We start from the raw sequence: 16,832 nt of genomic DNA on the forward strand, positions 1-16,832 counted from the left end.
GAATGAGCTTTTTTATTTCTGATGCGGTAGCGGCAACAGGTGCTCCGGCGCAGGGCAGCCCGATGTCTCTGATTCTGATGCTGGTGGTGTTTGGTCTGATTTTCTACTTCATGATCCTGCGCCCGCAGCAAAAGCGTACCAAAGAACACAAAAACCTGATGAACTCCATTGCGAAAGGCGATGAAGTGCTTACCAACGGTGGTCTGGTGGGTCGCGTGACCAAAGTAGCAGAATCCGGCTACATCGCTATCGCGCTGAACGACACCACTGAAGTGGTTATTAAACGTGATTTCGTAGCTGCCGTTCTGCCGAAAGGCACCATGAAGGCGCTGTAATTTATTGTTTTCCCAAAGGGAACTGCCGTGTTAAACCGTTATCCTTTGTGGAAGTATGTCATGCTGATCGTCGTTATTGTCGTCGGTCTGCTCTATGCGCTTCCCAACCTGTATGGTGAGGATCCGGCTGTTCAAATCACTGGCGTGCGCGGTGCCGCCGCCAGTGAGCAAACGCTGATCCAGGTCCAGAAAACGTTACAAGAAGATAAAATCACACCTAAGTCTGTGGCTCTGGAAGAGGGTGCTATTCTCGCGCGCTTCGACTCCACTGATACCCAACTGCGCGCACGTGAAGTATTAATGGGCGTATTGGGCGATCAATACGTCGTGGCGCTTAACCTTGCTCCGGCAACCCCGCGCTGGCTGGCAGCCATTCATGCAGAACCGATGAAACTCGGTCTTGACCTGCGTGGCGGCGTTCACTTCCTGATGGAAGTGGATATGGACACCGCGTTGAGTAAGTTGCAGGAACAAAATATTGATAGCCTGCGCAGCGATCTGCGTGAAAAAGGCATTCCTTATACTACCGTTCGCAAAGAAGATAACTACGGTCTGAGCATCACCTTCCGTGATAGCAGCGCCCGTGATGAAGCTATCTCTTACCTGAGCAAGCGTCACCAGGATCTGGTTATTTCCAGCCAGGGCAGCAATGCACTGCGTGCGGTAATGACTGATGCGCGTCTGAGCGAAGCCCGTGAGTACGCGGTACAGCAGAACATCAACATTCTGCGTAACCGTGTTAACCAACTGGGTGTTGCTGAACCGGTTGTACAACGTCAGGGTGCTGACCGCATCGTGGTCGAACTGCCGGGTATTCAGGATACCGCGCGGGCGAAAGAAATTCTGGGCGCAACCGCGACGCTGGAGTTCCGTCTGGTAAACACCAACGTTGACCAGTCCGCTGCGGCATCCGGGCGTGTACCGGGTGATTCGGAAGTGAAACAGTCTCGTGAAGGTCAGCCGGTTGTGCTGTACAAACGCGTGATCCTGACCGGTGACCATATCACCGATTCCACTTCCAGCCAGGACGAATACAATCAGCCGCAGGTTAACATCTCGCTGGATAGCGCGGGTGGTAACATCATGTCCAACTTCACCAAGGACAACATCGGTAAGCCGATGGCGACCCTGTTCGTGGAGTACAAAGACAGCGGTAAGAAAGATGCTAACGGTCGTGCAGTACTGGTGAAACAGGAAGAGGTGATTAACATTGCCAATATCCAGTCTCGCCTGGGCAACAGCTTCCGTATCACCGGTATCAACAACCCGAACGAAGCGCGTCAGCTTTCTCTGCTGTTACGTGCCGGTGCGTTGATTGCGCCGATTCAGATTGTGGAAGAACGTACCATCGGCCCAACCCTGGGTATGCAGAACATTAAACAGGGTCTGGAAGCATGTCTGGCCGGTCTGGTGGTGTCTATCCTGTTCATGATCTTCTTCTATAAGAAGTTCGGTCTGATTGCGACCAGTGCGCTGATTGCTAACCTGGTGCTGATTGTCGGTATTATGTCGCTGCTGCCGGGCGCTACGCTGAGTATGCCGGGGATTGCGGGGATCGTCTTAACCCTTGCCGTCGCGGTCGATGCGAACGTACTGATCAACGAACGTATCAAAGAAGAGTTGAGTAACGGGCGTTCGGTGCAGCAGGCCATCAACGAAGGTTATGCGGGCGCATTTAGCTCCATCTTCGATGCGAACATTACGACGCTGATCAAGGTCATCATCCTGTACGCAGTTGGCACCGGGGCAATTAAAGGGTTCGCGATTACTACCGGTATTGGTGTGGCGACGTCGATGTTTACCGCGATTGTCGGTACACGTGCCATCGTAAACCTGTTGTATGGCGGCAAGCGCGTCAAAAAGCTGTCAATCTGAGGAGTGCGAAGTGGCACAGGAATATACTGTTGAACAATTGAACCACGGCCGTAAAGTCTGGGACTTTATGCGCTGGGACTACTGGGCTTTCGGCATTTCAGGTTTCCTGCTGATTGCGGCCATCGTGGTGATGGGCGTACGCGGGTTTAACTGGGGTCTCGATTTCACCGGCGGTACGGTTATTGAAATCACGCTGGAAAAACCGGCCGATATGGACGTGATGCGCGATGCGCTGGAGAAAGCGGGCTTTGTTGATCCGCTTTTGCAGAACTTCGGCAGCAGCCACGACATTATGGTACGTATGCCGCCAACTGAAGGTGCAGACGGCGGTCAGGTGCTGGGCAGCAAAGTGTTGAGTGTGATTAACGAATCCACCAACCAAAACGCCGCGGTGAAGCGAATTGAATTCGTGGGTCCGAGCGTGGGGGCTGATCTGGCGCAAACCGGTGCGATGGCGCTGATGGCGGCGCTGATCTCTATCCTGGTGTACGTCGGTTTCCGCTTTGAGTGGCGACTGGCGGCAGGGGTGGTTATTGCTCTGGCGCACGACGTGATTATCACGCTGGGGATCCTGTCGTTGTTCCATATCGAGATTGACCTGACTATCGTCGCATCACTGATGTCGGTAATCGGTTACTCGCTGAACGATAGTATCGTTGTATCTGACCGTATTCGTGAAAACTTCCGCAAAATTCGTCGCGGTACGCCTTACGAAATCTTTAACGTGTCACTGACTCAAACGCTGCACCGTACGTTGATTACGTCCGGTACAACGTTGATGGTTATTCTTATGCTGTTCCTGTTCGGTGGTCCGGTACTGGAAGGCTTCTCGCTGACGATGCTGATCGGTGTTTCCATCGGTACCGCATCTTCTATCTACGTGGCATCGGCGCTGGCGCTGAAGCTGGGTATGAAGCGTGAGCATATGCTGCAGCAGAAGGTCGAGAAAGAAGGGGCGGATCAACCGTCGATTCTTCCTTAACCATTAAGAGTGAAGATACTGGAATCCCGATCGTAAGGTCGGGATTTTTTTTGCCTGTAGTGCGTTGATTTCGTGTGGATATTAGCAGGTGGAGTAGAATCATCGGCAAGCCGGAATGACCCGGTGAGGCGCAGTGTTACGGGGGCTTGATCCCCGGTGGCCTTGTCGCTGGAAAGAGAAAACCCCCGTACATTGTTCGGTATTCACCGGTGACGTTACGGGGGCGATCCTAACCCTAGACAAGTTCAGGATAGCCGCGAAACGTTGCCATTGCAACCAGGGTGGCTATATGACTCTCACAGAGTTAAGCATTATTTTTTGGCACGATCTGGCAGCACCAACGCTGGTCGGAATCGCAACCAGTCTGTTTTTAGGTTGGTGGCGTAGAAGGAAGTAGTGCACTGTGGGCGTAACTCGTCGCCGCATGGCAACATGCGCCCGAAACGGGCCAGAGGGTAACCTCTGGCCTTTTTTGCAAACACTACTGACAGTATGCTGTCAGTAGCACTGTCTTATAGTCCTTCTGAGATTACCCACACAGGCAGGAGGAAGTATGAGCAACGTAATTAATTGGTTTGAAATCCCCGTAGCACAAATGGATCGCGCCATCGCTTTTTATGAACCAGTGATGCAGGTTTCTTTGCGTCGGGAGAACATGGACTGCGCTGAGCTGGCCGTATTTCCGCATCAGGATCCCGCTCCCGGCGGGGCGCTGGCTAAATTTGACGGTATTACGCCTTCAGCGCAGGGCGCTATTATTTACCTGCATACGGACGATTTGGCTGCAACGCTTGAACGCGTCGCCATCGCTGGCGGCCAGTGCGTGTTTGGCCCGCTTGAACTGGGGCAAGACATTGGCACGATTGCGCTGTTTACTGACAGCGAAGGCAATCGCGTTGGTTTACATCAACCCGCGTAATTTTTTCAGGACTGACGATTAATATGACCAGACGCGCCGACCGCTTGTTTCAGATTGTACAAATCCTGCGTGGCAGGCGAGTGACAACGGCGGCGCTGCTGGCAGAACGTCTGGAGGTGTCTGAACGGACGATTTATCGCGATATCCGCGATCTCTCTTTATCCGGCGTGCCCATTGAAGGCGAAGTGGGTAGTGGATACCGCTTAATGGCGGGGTTTGATCTGCCGCCGTTGATGCTAACCCAGCACGAATCAGAAGCGTTGATGGTAGCGATTCGGTTGCTGAAAACATGGGGCGGGGATTCACTCTCACAGGCGCTGGAATCAGCACAGGAAAAAGTGTTGGCGATATTGCCGCTAGAGAGTCGGCGCAGAGCCGAGCAAACGCGGATTTTCGCGCCAGATTTTGGTAATCAGCCGCATTCACGCAGTGCGTTCGATCTCATACATCGCGCGGTTTCAGCTCAGCAGGTGCTGGCGCTGCATTATCGCGATGAGTCCGGGAACCTCTCCTGGCGCGACGTTCAGCCGCTGGGATTATTTTTTTGGGGCGAGCACTGGCTGCTGGTTGGCTGGTGCGAGAAGCGTGATGATTATCGTTGCTTTCGCGTTGATCGATGCCTGAAGATCACGCCACTCGACAGGCACTTTCGCGAATCTGCGGATCGTTCGCTAAGTGACTTTTTACGTAAAGTACGCTGTGAAGACCAGCCATAAAAAAGCCAGCGGTTAAGCTGGCTTGTTTGCGATAAATTGTCTGGATCAGAAGTTGTAACCTACGACCAGGTAACCACCCCAACCGGTAGATTTCGCGCTGAAGTCGCCTTCGCCCCAGTTCAGAGTATCCCCACCTTTCCACTGACCGCCGTTATGGAAGTAACGCGCGACTACGGAGTAGTGCCAGTGATCGTAGTTCAGCGCCAGGACGTGGCTGGAAGCGATAGAGTTGCTGGTGCGGTTCGGGTCATCACCCAAATCTGAGCCCCAGTCGAAGTTGGTGAAGCCGATGTAGGTCAGTTGGCCGCCCCAAACCTGGGTGATCGGCACAAAGTATTTCACTTTGAAACGGTAGCCATCCCACTCGTTTTCGTTGGATGCGCCATAGTTCTGCCACTGGTATTTAGCATAGACGTTCAGGGACAGACCCATCGGCAGACCGGTATCGATATCGGTACCCAGACCCATATACCAGGTGCTCTGGCGGCTGGCTTTGTTATCACCCATATCGTAGATGTAGTTGTTGGCGAAATACCATTCTTTGAACGGACCAAAGCTCAGGTCAGCGCCGGTCAGCTTGTCGATGGAGAAACGCGGTTCGATTTCCATAAACAGCGGGGAACCGTCAGACCAGATACCTTTATCGTTGCCGTTACCCCAGTCGAAGGTTTTCGGAATATCGATGTAGCCATAGAAATCAAACCAGTCTTTTTTGGCAAATGCTTCGTATTCCAGATACACGTCGTTGTTCAGTTTCGGAGAGAAACGGGTGTGATAGCTACCCACCACGTTAACGCTCTGGTGCCACCAGTCGGACAGATATTGCGGTTTGTCATTTTCTGCTGCGTTGGCAGTAAAAGACGAGGAGAGCGCCAGCACTGCACCGGCTGCAAGTAATGTTTTTTTCATATGTATGCCACTGTTTGAAATCCCTTTCGGGATAGAAAAATGCGCAATTTGCGTTTCTATACACTTCATCCTTCAAGCCGCCTCTTTGTTGGCTGCCTTTGCTCACCCCTGTCACTTACTGATGTAAGCTCCAGGGATTCACGCAGTTGCCGCCTTGATGCGTCTTGCATGATTTTGTGTAGAAATATTTCGTGTTTCTTCGGTGCCTATTATAAAAATCATTGTTCACAAAAATATGTTTTGTTTCACAGTTCTATCATTTGCGTAATCGATTGCGTTCACGTTTGCGTACTTTAGGCGGCGAATTGTACTGGCTCCGGTGAATGTTGCCAAGTTTTACCGGAAATATCGCTTATGTCAGAGGAGTAACAAAATGGGCGGGAGTGATGTTGCGGAACGCACAAAAACGTTCCGCAAAAAGTTTATTGACTAACAGGTTGGATGTCGTGGATGCGAACAAAACCTAACTGATCTGGAGACAGTCCGTTTAACTGCAATGGAATGTCTACATCACTGGGGGCAAGAATACTTGCCGGGGCGTTGACCAATTGGTTGTGAACGTTCACTTCCTGATAGTTGTCCGTGGTGCCCTGAATTTGCCCGTATTCGACGGTGGCGCTAAAGGCGGGTAAAGGCGTGTTGGATTCACCCTGAATCCGCAGCGTCAGGCGCGTACCGTCGGCGTTCGGCGCAATATTTATCAGCGACATACGTAACGTGCCTATCTGGCTGTCCAGTCGGGCAGGGGTTTTGGAACCTGGCAGCAGATAGACGCCGCTGGTTGATTTTGCGTTCAACATATTTTGTTGAGTAATTTTTACCGTTTCCTGATTTAGCTGCGTCATCTCTTTATTCAACGTGCTAACGCTTTGATGCATCTGGCGTACTTCGCTTTGCTGTGCGCAGGCGCTTAGGCTAAAGAGACTTCCCACCAGGAGAATTCTTAGGTAACGTCTTGTCATTGTGATTACTTCCTTTATTGTCGCGATAGCATAATGGTAGTGCGCACTGAGCGCGAAGGCATCGATCCTTTGTCTCAAAAGCGTTGCGCCTTTGTTGTCACGCCAGTTCAGGGTAAAATAGATTCCGGTCAACCACTGAGGTACAGGACGCCGTATGCATTGCCCATTCTGTTTCGCCGTAGACACTAAGGTAATTGACTCTCGTCTTGTCGGCGAGGGCTCCTCAGTACGCCGCCGTCGGCAGTGTCTGGTCTGTAACGAACGTTTCACCACTTTTGAAGTGGCTGAACTAGTTATGCCGCGCGTTGTGAAAAGCAACGATGTGCGTGAACCCTTTAATGAAGATAAGCTGCGCAGCGGCATGCTCAGAGCGCTTGAGAAACGTCCGGTCAGCTCTGATGACGTCGAAATGGCGTTGAACCATATCAAATCACAACTGCGTGCGACTGGCGAGCGTGAGGTGCCGAGCAAGATGATTGGCAACCTGGTGATGGAGCAGTTGAAAAAACTCGATAAAGTCGCCTACATCCGCTTTGCTTCGGTTTACCGGAGTTTCGAAGATATCAAAGAATTTGGCGAGGAGATTGCTCGCCTACAGGACTAAGCCATGCAGGATGAATTATACATGGCGCGCGCGCTGAAGCTTGCTGCGCGCGGACGTTTTACCACTCACCCCAACCCCAACGTGGGCTGCGTGATTGTGAAAGATGGGGAGATCGTCGGTGAAGGATATCATCACCGTGCGGGCGAACCGCATGCCGAAGTTCATGCTCTGCGGATGGCTGGAGAAAAAGCGCAAGGGGCAACGGCCTATGTGACGCTTGAACCCTGTAGTCATCATGGTCGCACGCCGCCGTGTTGCGATGCGCTGATTGCGGCGGGTGTATCGCGTGTGGTTGCGGCGATGCAGGATCCCAATCCGCAGGTCGCAGGACGTGGGCTCTACCGTTTGCAGCAGGCGGGCATCGACGTCAGCCACGGGCTGATGATGAGCGAAGTTGAGCAATTGAATAAAGGCTTTCTCAAGCGCATGCGTACGGGATTCCCGTATCTGCAGCTTAAGCTTGGCGCGTCGCTTGATGGCCGTACGGCGATGGCCAGCGGTGAAAGCCAGTGGATTACCTCACCACAGGCGCGCCGCGATGTGCAACGCTTGCGCGCGCAAAGCCATGCCATTTTAACCAGCAGTGCTACTGTGCTGGCAGACGACCCTCAGCTTACCGTGCGTTGGTCGGAGCTTGGGGAATCAACTCAGGCGAGTTACCCGCAGGAAGAGCTGCGCCAGCCAATCCGCATTGTTCTGGATAGCCAGAATCAGGTCACGCCGGAGCACCGTATTGTGCAACAGCCTGGAGAAACCTGGATTGTCCGGACTGAAGACGACCCTCGCAGCTGGCCGGAAACGGTGCGTAGCCTGAAGGTACCGGAACATAACGGGCATCTGGATCTGGTGGTGCTGATGATGCAACTGGGCAAACAGCAAATTAACAGTATTTGGGTTGAAGCAGGCCCAACGCTTGCTGGCGCGTTATTGCAGGCCGGCGTGGTCGATGAGCTAATCGTGTATGTTGCGCCTAAACTGTTAGGCAGCGATGCGCGAGGATTATGTGTGCTTCCAGGCCTTGAGAAACTGGTTGACGCCCCCCATTTCAAATTCAATGAGATACGCCAGGTGGGCCCGGACGTTTGCCTGCATTTAACGACTGCGTGAGGCTTTCTGATTTAGAGGAAGCAGCGCACAGAATATTATGATAAAATCCGCCCCCCTTACGGGGCTATAAATCGAACCCGAAGGAAGAATATGAACATTATTGAAGCTAACGTTGCTACCCCGGACGCTCACGTCGCCATCACCATTGCGCGTTTCAACAACTTTATCAATGACAGCCTGCTGGAAGGTGCGATCGACGCCCTGAAACGTATTGGTCAGGTTAAAGATGAAAACATTACCGTTGTTTGGGTTCCAGGTGCCTATGAGCTGCCGCTGGCGGCTGACGCTCTGGCGAAAACCGGTAAATACGACGCGGTGATTGCGCTCGGTACGGTGATCCGTGGCGGTACCGCGCACTTCGAATATGTGGCTGGCGGTGCAAGCAATGGCCTGGCGCATGTCGCTCAGGACAGCGGCATTCCGGTAGCCTTCGGTGTTCTGACCACCGAAAGTATTGAACAAGCCATCGAACGTGCTGGCACTAAAGCCGGCAACAAAGGCGCAGAAGCTGCACTGACTGCGCTTGAAATGATTAATGTATTGAAAGCCATCAAGGCCTGATTTTTGTAAGGGGAAATCCGTGAAACCTGCTGCTCGTCGCCGCGCCCGTGAGTGTGCCGTCCAGGCGCTCTACTCCTGGCAGTTGTCCCAGAACGACATCGCTGATGTTGAATACCAGTTCCTGGCGGAACAGGACGTAAAAGATGTCGACGTTCTGTATTTCCGTGAACTGCTGTCCGGGGTGGCGACTAACAGCGCGTACCTGGATGGCTTAATGAAGCCTTACCTGTCTCGCCTGTTGGAAGAGCTGGGTCAGGTAGAAAAAGCCGTGCTGCGTATTGCGCTGTTTGAACTGTCTAAACGTAGCGATGTGCCATACAAAGTGGCCATCAACGAAGCGATTGAACTGGCGAAAACCTTCGGCGCTGAAGACAGCCACAAATTCGTCAACGGCGTACTGGATAAAGCAGCACCTGTGATTCGCCCCAACAAAAAGTAATTCCGAGGCCGGTCGGATGGTGGAACATGTTTCCGCTATCCCCGGCTTTTTCTTTTTTTTCTGCTGAGGCATAACGTATGGCATGCGGCGAATTTTCCCTGATTGCCCGTTATTTTGACCGCGTAAGAACCTCTCGTCTTGATGTCGAAACCGGTATTGGTGACGATTGCGCACTTCTGAACATCCCTGAAAAACAGACGCTGGCGATCAGTACCGATACGCTGGTAGCTGGTAACCACTTCCTCCCTGACATTGATCCGACCGATCTCGCCTGGAAAGCGCTGGCGGTGAATTTGAGCGATCTGGCGGCGATGGGGGCGGACCCTGCATGGCTGACGTTAGCGCTCACGTTACCTGACGTCGATGAAGCCTGGCTTGAAGCCTTCAGCGATGGCCTGTTTGAACTGCTGAATTACTATGATATGCAGCTGATTGGCGGTGACACCACGCGTGGGCCACTGTCGATGACGTTGGGTATCCATGGCTACGTCCCTGTAGGACGGGCCTTAAAACGCTCCGGAGCGAAACCGGGAGACTGGATTTATGTTACCGGTACGCCGGGAGACAGCGCGGCGGGGCTGGCGATTTTACAGAATCGGTTGCAGGTTGGAGATGCAAAAGACGCGGACTATCTGCTTAAACGTCATCTGCGGCCAACGCCGCGCATCCTGCAGGGACAAGCCCTGCGCGATCTGGCGAGCGCCGCTATCGATATTTCCGACGGCCTGATCTCCGATCTGGGGCATATCGTTAATGCCAGCGGCTGCGGCGCGCGGGTTAACGTTGATGCGCTGCCTTACTCTCCGGCATTTGCCCAACACGTGGAATCGGAACAGGCGCTGCGCTGGGCGCTCTCGGGTGGTGAAGATTATGAGTTATGCTTTACCGTACCGGAAATTAACCGTGGCGCGCTGGACGTGGCGCTGGGACATCTTGGCACACCGTTTACCTGTATCGGGCAGATGAGCGCGGATGTGGAAGGCATTCATTTTACGCGTGATGGAAAGCCCGTCACGTTCGACTGGAAAGGATATGACCATTTTGCCGCGCCTTAAAAAAGATGTCGCCAAAAGTCGCCTGAGTATGCGCAACCCGTGGCACCTGTTGGCCACCGGTTTTGGCAGCGGACTGAGTCCAATTGTTCCTGGCACGATGGGATCGCTGGCGGCGATCCCATTTTGGTATTTAATGACCTTTCTGCCGTGGCAGCTGTATTCGCTGGTGGTCATGTTGTCTATCTGTATTGGCGTTTATCTGTGCCATCAAACGGCGAAAGATATGGGCGTGCACGATCACGGCAGCATTGTCTGGGACGAGTTTGTCGGGATGTGGATAACCCTGATGGCGCTACCAACCAACGACTGGCGGTGGGTTGCCGCGGGTTTTGTGATTTTCCGTATCCTGGATATGTGGAAGCCGTGGCCGATCCGCTGGTTTGATCGCAACGTGCATGGCGGTACGGGGATCATGATCGATGATATTGTGGCCGGGATACTTTCTGCCGGGATCCTCTATTTTATCGGCCATCACTGGCCGGTAGGGATTATTTAACCCTTTTGGGGGCTGTTGTAGGCCCGATAAGCGTCGCGCCATCGCCGGGTGCGCTATGCTTATCCGGCCTACAATTAGCAATCGCCAATGCTTATTTAAATCCCACCACCGGATGCTGTTTGTACGGCGTTTCCAGCTCGGCTACCTGCTCTGGTTTCAGCGTTAAATCCACCGCATTAAGCAACTCATCCAGCTGTTCCTCACGCGACGTACCGATAATCGGCGCGGCCACACCGGGTTTACTCAGTAGCCAGGCCAGCGCAACCTGTGCACGCGTGACGCCTAATTCTTCACTGATACCGGCCAGCCGTGCGGCAATTTGCGCATCGTTTTCATCGCTCTCGTTGTACAAATTTTTACCGACTTCATCAGAAACCAGACGTGCCGTCGTTTCTCCCCACGGGCGCGTCAGGCGACCACGCGCCAGCGGACTCCATGGGATCACCGCCACACCTTCCTGATAGCAAAGCGGCAGCATTTCACGTTCTTCTTCGCGGTAAATCAGGTTGTAGTGATCCTGCATGCTAACGAACTGCGCCCAGCCGTGTTGTTTCTGTAAGGCCAGCGCCTGAGCAAACTGCGAAGCGTGCATGGATGAGGCGCCGATATAGCGCGCTTTACCGGCTTTAACGACGTCGTTCAGCGCTTCCAGCGTTTCTTCAATAGGTGTGTTGTAATCCCAGCGGTGAATTTGCAGGATGTCGACATAGTCCATACCCAGACGTCTGAGGCTATCGTCGATTGAGCGCAGGATTTGTGCGCGGGATAATCCTTCCGGCAGGTCGTCAACCTGATGAAAAACCTTGGTGGCGACCACGACATCTTCGCGGCGGGCAAAATCACGCAGCGCGCGACCGACAATCTCTTCGCTGCTGCCAGCGGAGTAGCTGTTGGCGGTATCAAAAAAGTTAATACCGCCCTCAAGGGCATGTTTGATTATCGGACGGCTACTTTCTTCCGGTAGCGTCCAGGCGTGATTGCCGCGATTGGGTTCGCCAAACGTCATGCAGCCCAGACAAAGGCGGGAGACCCGAAGGTCTGTTTTTCCTAAGGTGTTGTATTGCATAAATTCGCTCCTGCTTAGCGTGTTATTCATTAAGCATAGCAGGAGCGAGGGGGGGATTATGCCAGCCAGGCCTTGATTTTGGCCTCAATTCCGGTGGCATTCAGGCCCAGTTCGGCGCGAGCCTCGTCCTGAGTTCCCTGGGGAATGAAGAAATCAGGCAGGCCAATGTTCAGTACCGGAACGGGCTTACGATGTGCCATCAGTACTTCGTTTACGCCGCTGCCAGCACCGCCCATAATGGCGTTCTCTTCAATGGTGACCAGCACTTCGTGTTGGGCAGCCATTTCCAGGATCAGCGTTTCATCCAGCGGTTTCACAAAGCGCATATCCACCAGCGTGGCGTTCATCGACTCTGCGACCTGAGCGGCTTCCGGCATCAGGGTACCGAAGTTGAGAATTGCCAGTTTCTCCCCGTGACGTTTCACTATACCTTTCCCGATAGGCAGTTGTTCCAGCGGGGTCAACTCTACGCCCACCGCGTTACCGCGTGGGTAGCGCACGACCGTTGGACCGTCGTTGTAGTGATAGCCGGTGAACAGCATTTGGCGGCATTCGTTTTCATCACTCGGGGTCATGATGACCATTTCCGGGATGCAGCGCAGGAAGGAGAGATCGAACGCTCCCTGGTGGGTTTGTCCATCTGCGCCCACAATACCCGCCCGGTCGACGGCGAACAGGACCGGCAGTTTCTGAATGGCGACATCATGCAGCACCTGATCGTACGCGCGTTGCAGAAAAGTAGAGTAAATCGCCACGACCGGCTTATAGCCGCCAATCGCCAGACCGGCAGCAAACGTCACCGCGTGCTGCTCGGCAATCGCCACATCGAAGTAGCGGTCCGGGAATTTACGGGAAAACTCCACCATGCCGGAGCCTTCGCGCATTGCCGGGGTGATCGCCATCAGCTTATTGTCTTTCGCTGCGGTTTCGCACAGCCAGTCACCGAAGATTTTTGAATAGCTCGGCAGGCCGCCGCTGCTTTTCGGCAGGCATCCGCTGGACGGATCGAATTTTGGTACTGCGTGGAAGGTAATCGGATCTTTTTCCGCAGGCTCGTAGCCACGACCTTTTTTGGTCATGATGTGCAGGAACTGCGGGCCTTTCAGATCGCGCATGTTCTTCAGTGTGGTGATAAGCCCCAGCACGTCGTGACCGTCCACGGGACCGATATAGTTAAAGCCCAGTTCTTCAAACAGCGTGCCCGGCACGACCATGCCTTTAATGTGTTCTTCGGTACGTTTGAGCAGCTCTTTAATCGGCGGTACGCCGGAGAACACTTTCTTCCCGCCTTCGCGCAGCGAGGAGTAAAGTTTGCCGGAGAGCAATTGCGCCAGGTGGTTGTTCAGCGCACCGACATTTTCTGAGATCGACATTTCGTTGTCGTTGAGGATAACCAACATGTCGGGTTTAATATCACCTGCATGGTTCATCGCTTCAAACGCCATCCCGGCGGTGATGGCGCCATCGCCAATCACGCAGACGGTACGACGTTCTTTGCCTTCTTTCTCAGCGGCAACCGCAATACCGATACCAGCGCTGATGGAGGTTGATGAGTGGCCAACGCTCAGTACGTCATACTCGCTCTCACCGCGCCACGGGAACGGATGCAAACCGCCTTTCTGACGAATGGTACCGATTTTATCGCGGCGGCCGGTCAGGATTTTGTGCGGATAAGCCTGATGTCCCACATCCCAGATTAACTGGTCAAACGGGGTGTTGTAGACATAGTGCAGCGCGACGGTGAGTTCCACCGTGCCCAGACCAGAGGCGAAGTGCCCGCTGGAACGGCTCACGCTGTCGAGCAAATAGCGGCGCAGTTCGTCGCAAAGCTTTGGCAGGCTCTCTTTCGGCAGCAGGCGTAACTCCTGGGTGGAGTCGACCAGCGCCAGGGTCGGGTATTTGGCTATATCAAAACTCATCGCAAGCTCATGGGATATGTTGGTTTATTTATCACGCTGGATTATGTAGTCCGCTAGCGCTTCCAGTGCCGAGGTATCGAGTGACTGTGCGGCCAGCAGATTCAGCGACTGGCGGGCATCTTCGATTAAATCCCGGGCTTTATTCCGGGCTTGCTCAAGACCCAGAAGTGCAGGATAGGTACTTTTGCCAAGCTGCTGGTCAGCACCCTGACGTTTACCCAATGTTGCAGTATCGCCTACCACATCCAGGATGTCATCCTGAACCTGGAAGGCCAGACCGATGCTTTCTGCGTATTTGTCGAGTATTGCCAGGCATTCTCGCCCTTTATCGCCTGCGCTTAATGCTCCCAGACGTACGGCGGCGCGAATCAATGCCCCGGTTTTGTGGCGGTGAATACGCTCCAGCGCATCCAGCTCAACCTGATGGCCTTCTGCTGCCAGATCCAGCGCCTGACCGCCACACATACCGGCGATACCGCTGGCCTGAGCCAGTTCAGAGATCATCGCGATGCGGTCACGGTCAGACACTTCCGGCATCGGGGCGTCGCTGATAATAGAGAATGCCAGCGTTTGCAGCGCATCACCGGCCAGAATCGCATTCGCTTCGCCAAACTTGACGTGGCAGGTCGGCAGACCGCGACGCAGATCATCGTCGTCCATCGCGGGTAAATCGTCGTGCATCAGTGAATAGGCATGGATGCACTCGACGGCTGCAGCGGGAGCATCAAGCGTACTCAGGCTGACGCCAAACATCTGGCCGGTCGCGTACACCAGGAACGGGCGCAGACGTTTACCGCCTAATAATGCGCCATATTGCATGGTTTCGACCACGGGAGTGTTCTGAAAGGGCAGTGGCGCGATAAAACGGCTCAGTGCCTGGTTGGCCTGCTCAACGCAAGCCTGTAGTTGCTGCGTAAAATCCATTTACTCATTATCCGGTGTAAAAGGCGTAAGGGCGGCGTCTTCAGTATCTGACAGCAGGATTTGCACGCGCTGTTCAGCCTGTTGCAATTTAACCTGTCCCTGACGCGCCAACTGTACGCCGCGTTCGAATTCGTTCAGCGCTTCTTCCAGCGGCAGGTCGCCGCTTTCCAGGCGGGTAACAATCTGTTCCAGCTCGCTCAGCGCTGTTTCAAAACTGGCTGGCGCTTCATTTTTCTTCGGCATAATGAATGTCTGACTCTCTGTATTGGCAGCACAAGACTATGGTAACGGACTCGCACTGATAAGCAAATAACGCGCAATGGTAAGGCGATGTGCACAGGATGACCATGATGGTGGTATACTTGCGCGCCTGGATGCAGCCGCAGGGTATGGGCTGCTGTATTTTTTCCCATTACAAGTCATTCAGACTTGCCAAAGAACCATTGCCGCCATGAAGTTTATCATTAAATTGTTCCCAGAAATCACCATCAAAAGCCAATCTGTGCGTTTGCGCTTTATAAAAATTCTGACAGGGAACATTCGTAACGTTTTAAAGCACTATGATGAAGACCTTGCCGTTGTCCGCCACTGGGATCACGTTGAGGTTCGCGCGAAAGATGAAAGCCAGCGCCTGGACATTCGCGACGCTCTGACCCGTATTCCGGGGATCCACCACATTCTCGAAGTAGAAGACGTGCCGTTTACCGATATGCACGATATTTTCGAGAAAGCGCTGGTACAGTATCGTGACCAACTGGAAGGTAAAACCTTCTGCGTACGCGTTAAGCGTCGTGGTAAGCATGAGTTTAGCTCCATTGAGGTGGAACGTTATGTTGGCGGTGGACTGAACCAGCATATTGAATCCGCGCGCGTGAAGCTGACGAAGCCGGACGTGACGGTTAATCTTGAAATCGAAAACGACCGTCTGTTGCTGGTTAAAGGCCGTTATGAAGGTATTGGCGGTTTCCCTATTGGTACGCAGGAAGACGTACTGTCGCTGATCTCCGGTGGTTTCGACTCTGGCGTGTCCAGCTACATGCTGATGCGTCGCGGCTGCCGCGTACATTACTGCTTCTTTAACCTCGGCGGCGCAGCGCATGAAATCGGTGTTCGTCAGGTGGCGCATTATCTGTGGAACCGTTTTGGTAGTTCGCATCGCGTGCGTTTTGTTGCTATCAACTTTGAACCGGTGGTCGGTGAGATCCTGGAGAAAGTCGACGACGGTCAGATGGGTGTGGTTCTCAAGCGTATGATGGTTCGCGCGGCGTCGAAAGTCGCTGAGCGCTACGGCGTACAGGCGCTGGTCACCGGTGAAGCACTGGGCCAGGTGTCCAGCCAGACGCTGACCAACCTGCGTTTGATCGATAACGTATCAGACACTCTGATCCTGCGCCCACTTATCTCCCATGATAAAGAGCACATCATCAATCTGGCGCGTGAAATTGGCACCGAGGATTTTGCTCGTACCATGCCGGAATACTGCGGTGTAATTTCAAAAAGCCCGACGGTGAAAGCGATCAAAGCGAAGATTGAGGCCGAAGAAGAAAACTTCGATTTCTCTATCCTCGATAAAGTGGTTGAAGAAGCGAATAATATTGATATTCGCGATATTGCCCAGCAGACGCAGCAAACCGTGGTAGAAGTGGAAACCGTGAGCGGTTTCGGCCCGAACGATGTGATCCTGGATATCCGTTCTGTGGATGAACAGGATGATAAACCGCTGAAGGTTGACGGCGTGGACGTCGTTTCTCTGCCGTTCTACAAGCTGAGCACTAAATTCGGCGATTTGGACCAGAGCAAAACCTGGCTGCTGTGGTGTGAACGCGGGGTGATGAGCCGTCTGCAGGCGCTTTATCTGCGCGAGCAGGGCTTTGAAAACGTGAAGGTGTATCGCCCGTAATTGAGTAAACACCGTGTTGTAGGCCGGATAAGGCGGTTGCGCCGCCATCCGGCAATGCAACGA

General features: G+C 53.5%; 19 protein-coding genes. 13 read left to right on the forward strand and 6 right to left on the reverse strand.

All coding sequences use genetic code 11. From position 1 onward, the window contains the following. Positions 1–2: 2 nt before the first annotated feature. The 6 genes from yajC (at position 3) to AL515_RS07060 (ending at position 4,827) form a co-directional block, all read left to right on the forward strand. Positions 3–335: a preprotein translocase subunit YajC gene (yajC, locus tag AL515_RS07035; RefSeq protein ID WP_003021544.1), complete on the forward strand. Its 333-nt coding sequence runs from the start codon at positions 3–5 to the stop codon at positions 333–335. A gap of 27 nt (positions 336–362) precedes the next feature. After that, positions 363–2,210, forward strand: a complete 1,848-nt coding sequence (gene secD / locus AL515_RS07040; RefSeq protein WP_003021547.1) for a protein translocase subunit SecD — start codon at positions 363–365, stop codon at positions 2,208–2,210. 10 nt (positions 2,211–2,220) lie between these two features. After that, positions 2,221–3,192: a protein translocase subunit SecF gene (secF, locus tag AL515_RS07045; protein ID WP_003021550.1), complete on the forward strand. Its 972-nt coding sequence runs from the start codon at positions 2,221–2,223 to the stop codon at positions 3,190–3,192. 289 nt (positions 3,193–3,481) lie between these two features. Continuing rightward, positions 3,482–3,589, forward strand: coding sequence for a type I toxin-antitoxin system toxin Ldr family protein (locus tag AL515_RS23450; protein WP_071887321.1), 108 nt, complete (start codon positions 3,482–3,484; stop codon positions 3,587–3,589). A gap of 156 nt (positions 3,590–3,745) precedes the next feature. Beyond that, positions 3,746–4,111: a VOC family protein gene (locus AL515_RS07055; protein ID WP_061067415.1), complete on the forward strand. Its 366-nt coding sequence runs from the start codon at positions 3,746–3,748 to the stop codon at positions 4,109–4,111. A gap of 23 nt (positions 4,112–4,134) precedes the next feature. Beyond that, complete coding sequence (locus AL515_RS07060) at positions 4,135–4,827, forward strand: helix-turn-helix transcriptional regulator (protein WP_061067416.1); 693 nt, start codon at positions 4,135–4,137, stop codon at positions 4,825–4,827. Positions 4,828–4,872: 45 nt separating this feature from the next. On the opposite strand, the gene AL515_RS07065 is transcribed toward AL515_RS07060, so the two are convergent. Together AL515_RS07065 and AL515_RS07070 are read right to left on the reverse strand one after the other, a co-directional pair. Continuing rightward, positions 4,873–5,736, reverse strand: coding sequence for a nucleoside-specific channel-forming protein Tsx (locus AL515_RS07065; protein WP_003021561.1), 864 nt, complete (start codon positions 5,734–5,736; stop codon positions 4,873–4,875). Between the two features lie 422 nt (positions 5,737–6,158). Beyond that, positions 6,159–6,698, reverse strand: coding sequence for a DUF3251 domain-containing protein (locus tag AL515_RS07070; protein ID WP_048212439.1), 540 nt, complete (start codon positions 6,696–6,698; stop codon positions 6,159–6,161). A gap of 154 nt (positions 6,699–6,852) precedes the next feature. Here AL515_RS07070 and nrdR point away from each other — a divergent pair, with 154 nt between their 5' ends. From nrdR to pgpA, 6 genes are all read left to right on the forward strand, one after another. Continuing rightward, a complete protein-coding gene (gene nrdR / locus AL515_RS07075) occupies positions 6,853–7,302 on the forward strand; it encodes a transcriptional regulator NrdR (RefSeq protein ID WP_016152032.1) in 450 nt (149 codons plus the stop codon). A gap of 3 nt (positions 7,303–7,305) precedes the next feature. Continuing rightward, positions 7,306–8,409, forward strand: coding sequence for a bifunctional diaminohydroxyphosphoribosylaminopyrimidine deaminase/5-amino-6-(5-phosphoribosylamino)uracil reductase RibD (gene ribD, locus AL515_RS07080; protein WP_048212438.1), 1,104 nt, complete (start codon positions 7,306–7,308; stop codon positions 8,407–8,409). Between the two features lie 90 nt (positions 8,410–8,499). Beyond that, on the forward strand, positions 8,500–8,970 hold the full coding sequence (gene ribH, locus AL515_RS07085) for a 6,7-dimethyl-8-ribityllumazine synthase (RefSeq protein ID WP_061067417.1): 471 nt from the start codon (positions 8,500–8,502) through the stop codon (positions 8,968–8,970). A 19-nt stretch (positions 8,971–8,989) separates the two neighbouring features. Beyond that, the gene (gene nusB / locus AL515_RS07090) at positions 8,990–9,409 is read left to right on the forward strand and encodes a transcription antitermination factor NusB (RefSeq protein WP_000801129.1); all 420 of its coding nucleotides are present in this window, start codon (positions 8,990–8,992) and stop codon (positions 9,407–9,409) included. A gap of 77 nt (positions 9,410–9,486) precedes the next feature. Continuing rightward, entirely contained in the window at positions 9,487–10,464 is a 978-nt protein-coding gene (thiL, locus tag AL515_RS07095) for a thiamine-phosphate kinase (protein WP_061067418.1), read from the forward strand. Continuing rightward, a complete protein-coding gene (gene pgpA, locus AL515_RS07100) occupies positions 10,442–10,960 on the forward strand; it encodes a phosphatidylglycerophosphatase A (RefSeq protein ID WP_061067419.1) in 519 nt (172 codons plus the stop codon). The genes thiL and pgpA overlap by 23 nt, the downstream gene beginning before the upstream one ends. A gap of 91 nt (positions 10,961–11,051) precedes the next feature. On the opposite strand, the gene yajO is transcribed toward pgpA, so the two are convergent. From yajO to xseB, 4 genes are read right to left on the reverse strand one after another with little or no spacing between them, the layout of a single operon-like run. Then, positions 11,052–12,026, reverse strand: a complete 975-nt coding sequence (yajO, locus tag AL515_RS07105; RefSeq protein ID WP_061067420.1) for a 1-deoxyxylulose-5-phosphate synthase YajO — start codon at positions 12,024–12,026, stop codon at positions 11,052–11,054. A gap of 56 nt (positions 12,027–12,082) precedes the next feature. Further along, complete coding sequence (gene dxs, locus AL515_RS07110; protein ID WP_061067421.1) at positions 12,083–13,945, reverse strand: 1-deoxy-D-xylulose-5-phosphate synthase; 1,863 nt, start codon at positions 13,943–13,945, stop codon at positions 12,083–12,085. A 24-nt stretch (positions 13,946–13,969) separates the two neighbouring features. After that, complete coding sequence (gene ispA / locus AL515_RS07115) at positions 13,970–14,869, reverse strand: (2E,6E)-farnesyl diphosphate synthase (protein WP_048212434.1); 900 nt, start codon at positions 14,867–14,869, stop codon at positions 13,970–13,972. Next, positions 14,870–15,112 carry an exodeoxyribonuclease VII small subunit gene (gene xseB, locus AL515_RS07120; RefSeq protein WP_038638224.1) on the reverse strand — a complete coding sequence of 81 codons (243 nt, stop codon included), beginning with the start codon at positions 15,110–15,112 and terminating at the stop codon, positions 14,870–14,872. 208 nt (positions 15,113–15,320) lie between these two features. On the opposite strand from xseB, the gene thiI reads away from it, so the two are divergent. Next, positions 15,321–16,769: a tRNA uracil 4-sulfurtransferase ThiI gene (gene thiI / locus AL515_RS07125; RefSeq protein WP_005125147.1), complete on the forward strand. Its 1,449-nt coding sequence runs from the start codon at positions 15,321–15,323 to the stop codon at positions 16,767–16,769. The last annotated feature ends 63 nt before the right edge of the window (positions 16,770–16,832 follow it).

The organism is Citrobacter sp. FDAARGOS_156, assembly GCF_001559235.2.
Classification (GTDB): domain Bacteria; phylum Pseudomonadota; class Gammaproteobacteria; order Enterobacterales; family Enterobacteriaceae; genus Citrobacter; species Citrobacter youngae.

Excerpts from the sequence above, each read along its gene's own strand:
- yajC (WP_003021544.1), top strand. The coding sequence starts at position 3 with ATGAGCTTTTTTATTTCTGATGCGGTAGCGGCAACAGGTGCTCCGGCG.
- AL515_RS23450 (WP_071887321.1), top strand. The coding sequence starts at position 3,482 with ATGACTCTCACAGAGTTAAGCATTATTTTTTGGCACGATCTGGCAGCA.
- AL515_RS07055 (WP_061067415.1), top strand. The coding sequence starts at position 3,746 with ATGAGCAACGTAATTAATTGGTTTGAAATCCCCGTAGCACAAATGGAT.
- AL515_RS07060 (WP_061067416.1), top strand. The coding sequence starts at position 4,135 with ATGACCAGACGCGCCGACCGCTTGTTTCAGATTGTACAAATCCTGCGT.
- AL515_RS07065 (WP_003021561.1), bottom strand. The coding sequence starts at position 5,736 with ATGAAAAAAACATTACTTGCAGCCGGTGCAGTGCTGGCGCTCTCCTCG.
- AL515_RS07070 (WP_048212439.1), bottom strand. The coding sequence starts at position 6,698 with ATGACAAGACGTTACCTAAGAATTCTCCTGGTGGGAAGTCTCTTTAGC.
- nrdR (WP_016152032.1), top strand. The coding sequence starts at position 6,853 with ATGCATTGCCCATTCTGTTTCGCCGTAGACACTAAGGTAATTGACTCT.
- ribD (WP_048212438.1), top strand. The coding sequence starts at position 7,306 with ATGCAGGATGAATTATACATGGCGCGCGCGCTGAAGCTTGCTGCGCGC.
- ribH (WP_061067417.1), top strand. The coding sequence starts at position 8,500 with ATGAACATTATTGAAGCTAACGTTGCTACCCCGGACGCTCACGTCGCC.
- thiL (WP_061067418.1), top strand. The coding sequence starts at position 9,487 with ATGGCATGCGGCGAATTTTCCCTGATTGCCCGTTATTTTGACCGCGTA.
- pgpA (WP_061067419.1), top strand. The coding sequence starts at position 10,442 with ATGACCATTTTGCCGCGCCTTAAAAAAGATGTCGCCAAAAGTCGCCTG.
- yajO (WP_061067420.1), bottom strand. The coding sequence starts at position 12,026 with ATGCAATACAACACCTTAGGAAAAACAGACCTTCGGGTCTCCCGCCTT.
- dxs (WP_061067421.1), bottom strand. The coding sequence starts at position 13,945 with ATGAGTTTTGATATAGCCAAATACCCGACCCTGGCGCTGGTCGACTCC.
- ispA (WP_048212434.1), bottom strand. The coding sequence starts at position 14,869 with ATGGATTTTACGCAGCAACTACAGGCTTGCGTTGAGCAGGCCAACCAG.
- xseB (WP_038638224.1), bottom strand. The coding sequence starts at position 15,112 with ATGCCGAAGAAAAATGAAGCGCCAGCCAGTTTTGAAACAGCGCTGAGC.
- thiI (WP_005125147.1), top strand. The coding sequence starts at position 15,321 with ATGAAGTTTATCATTAAATTGTTCCCAGAAATCACCATCAAAAGCCAA.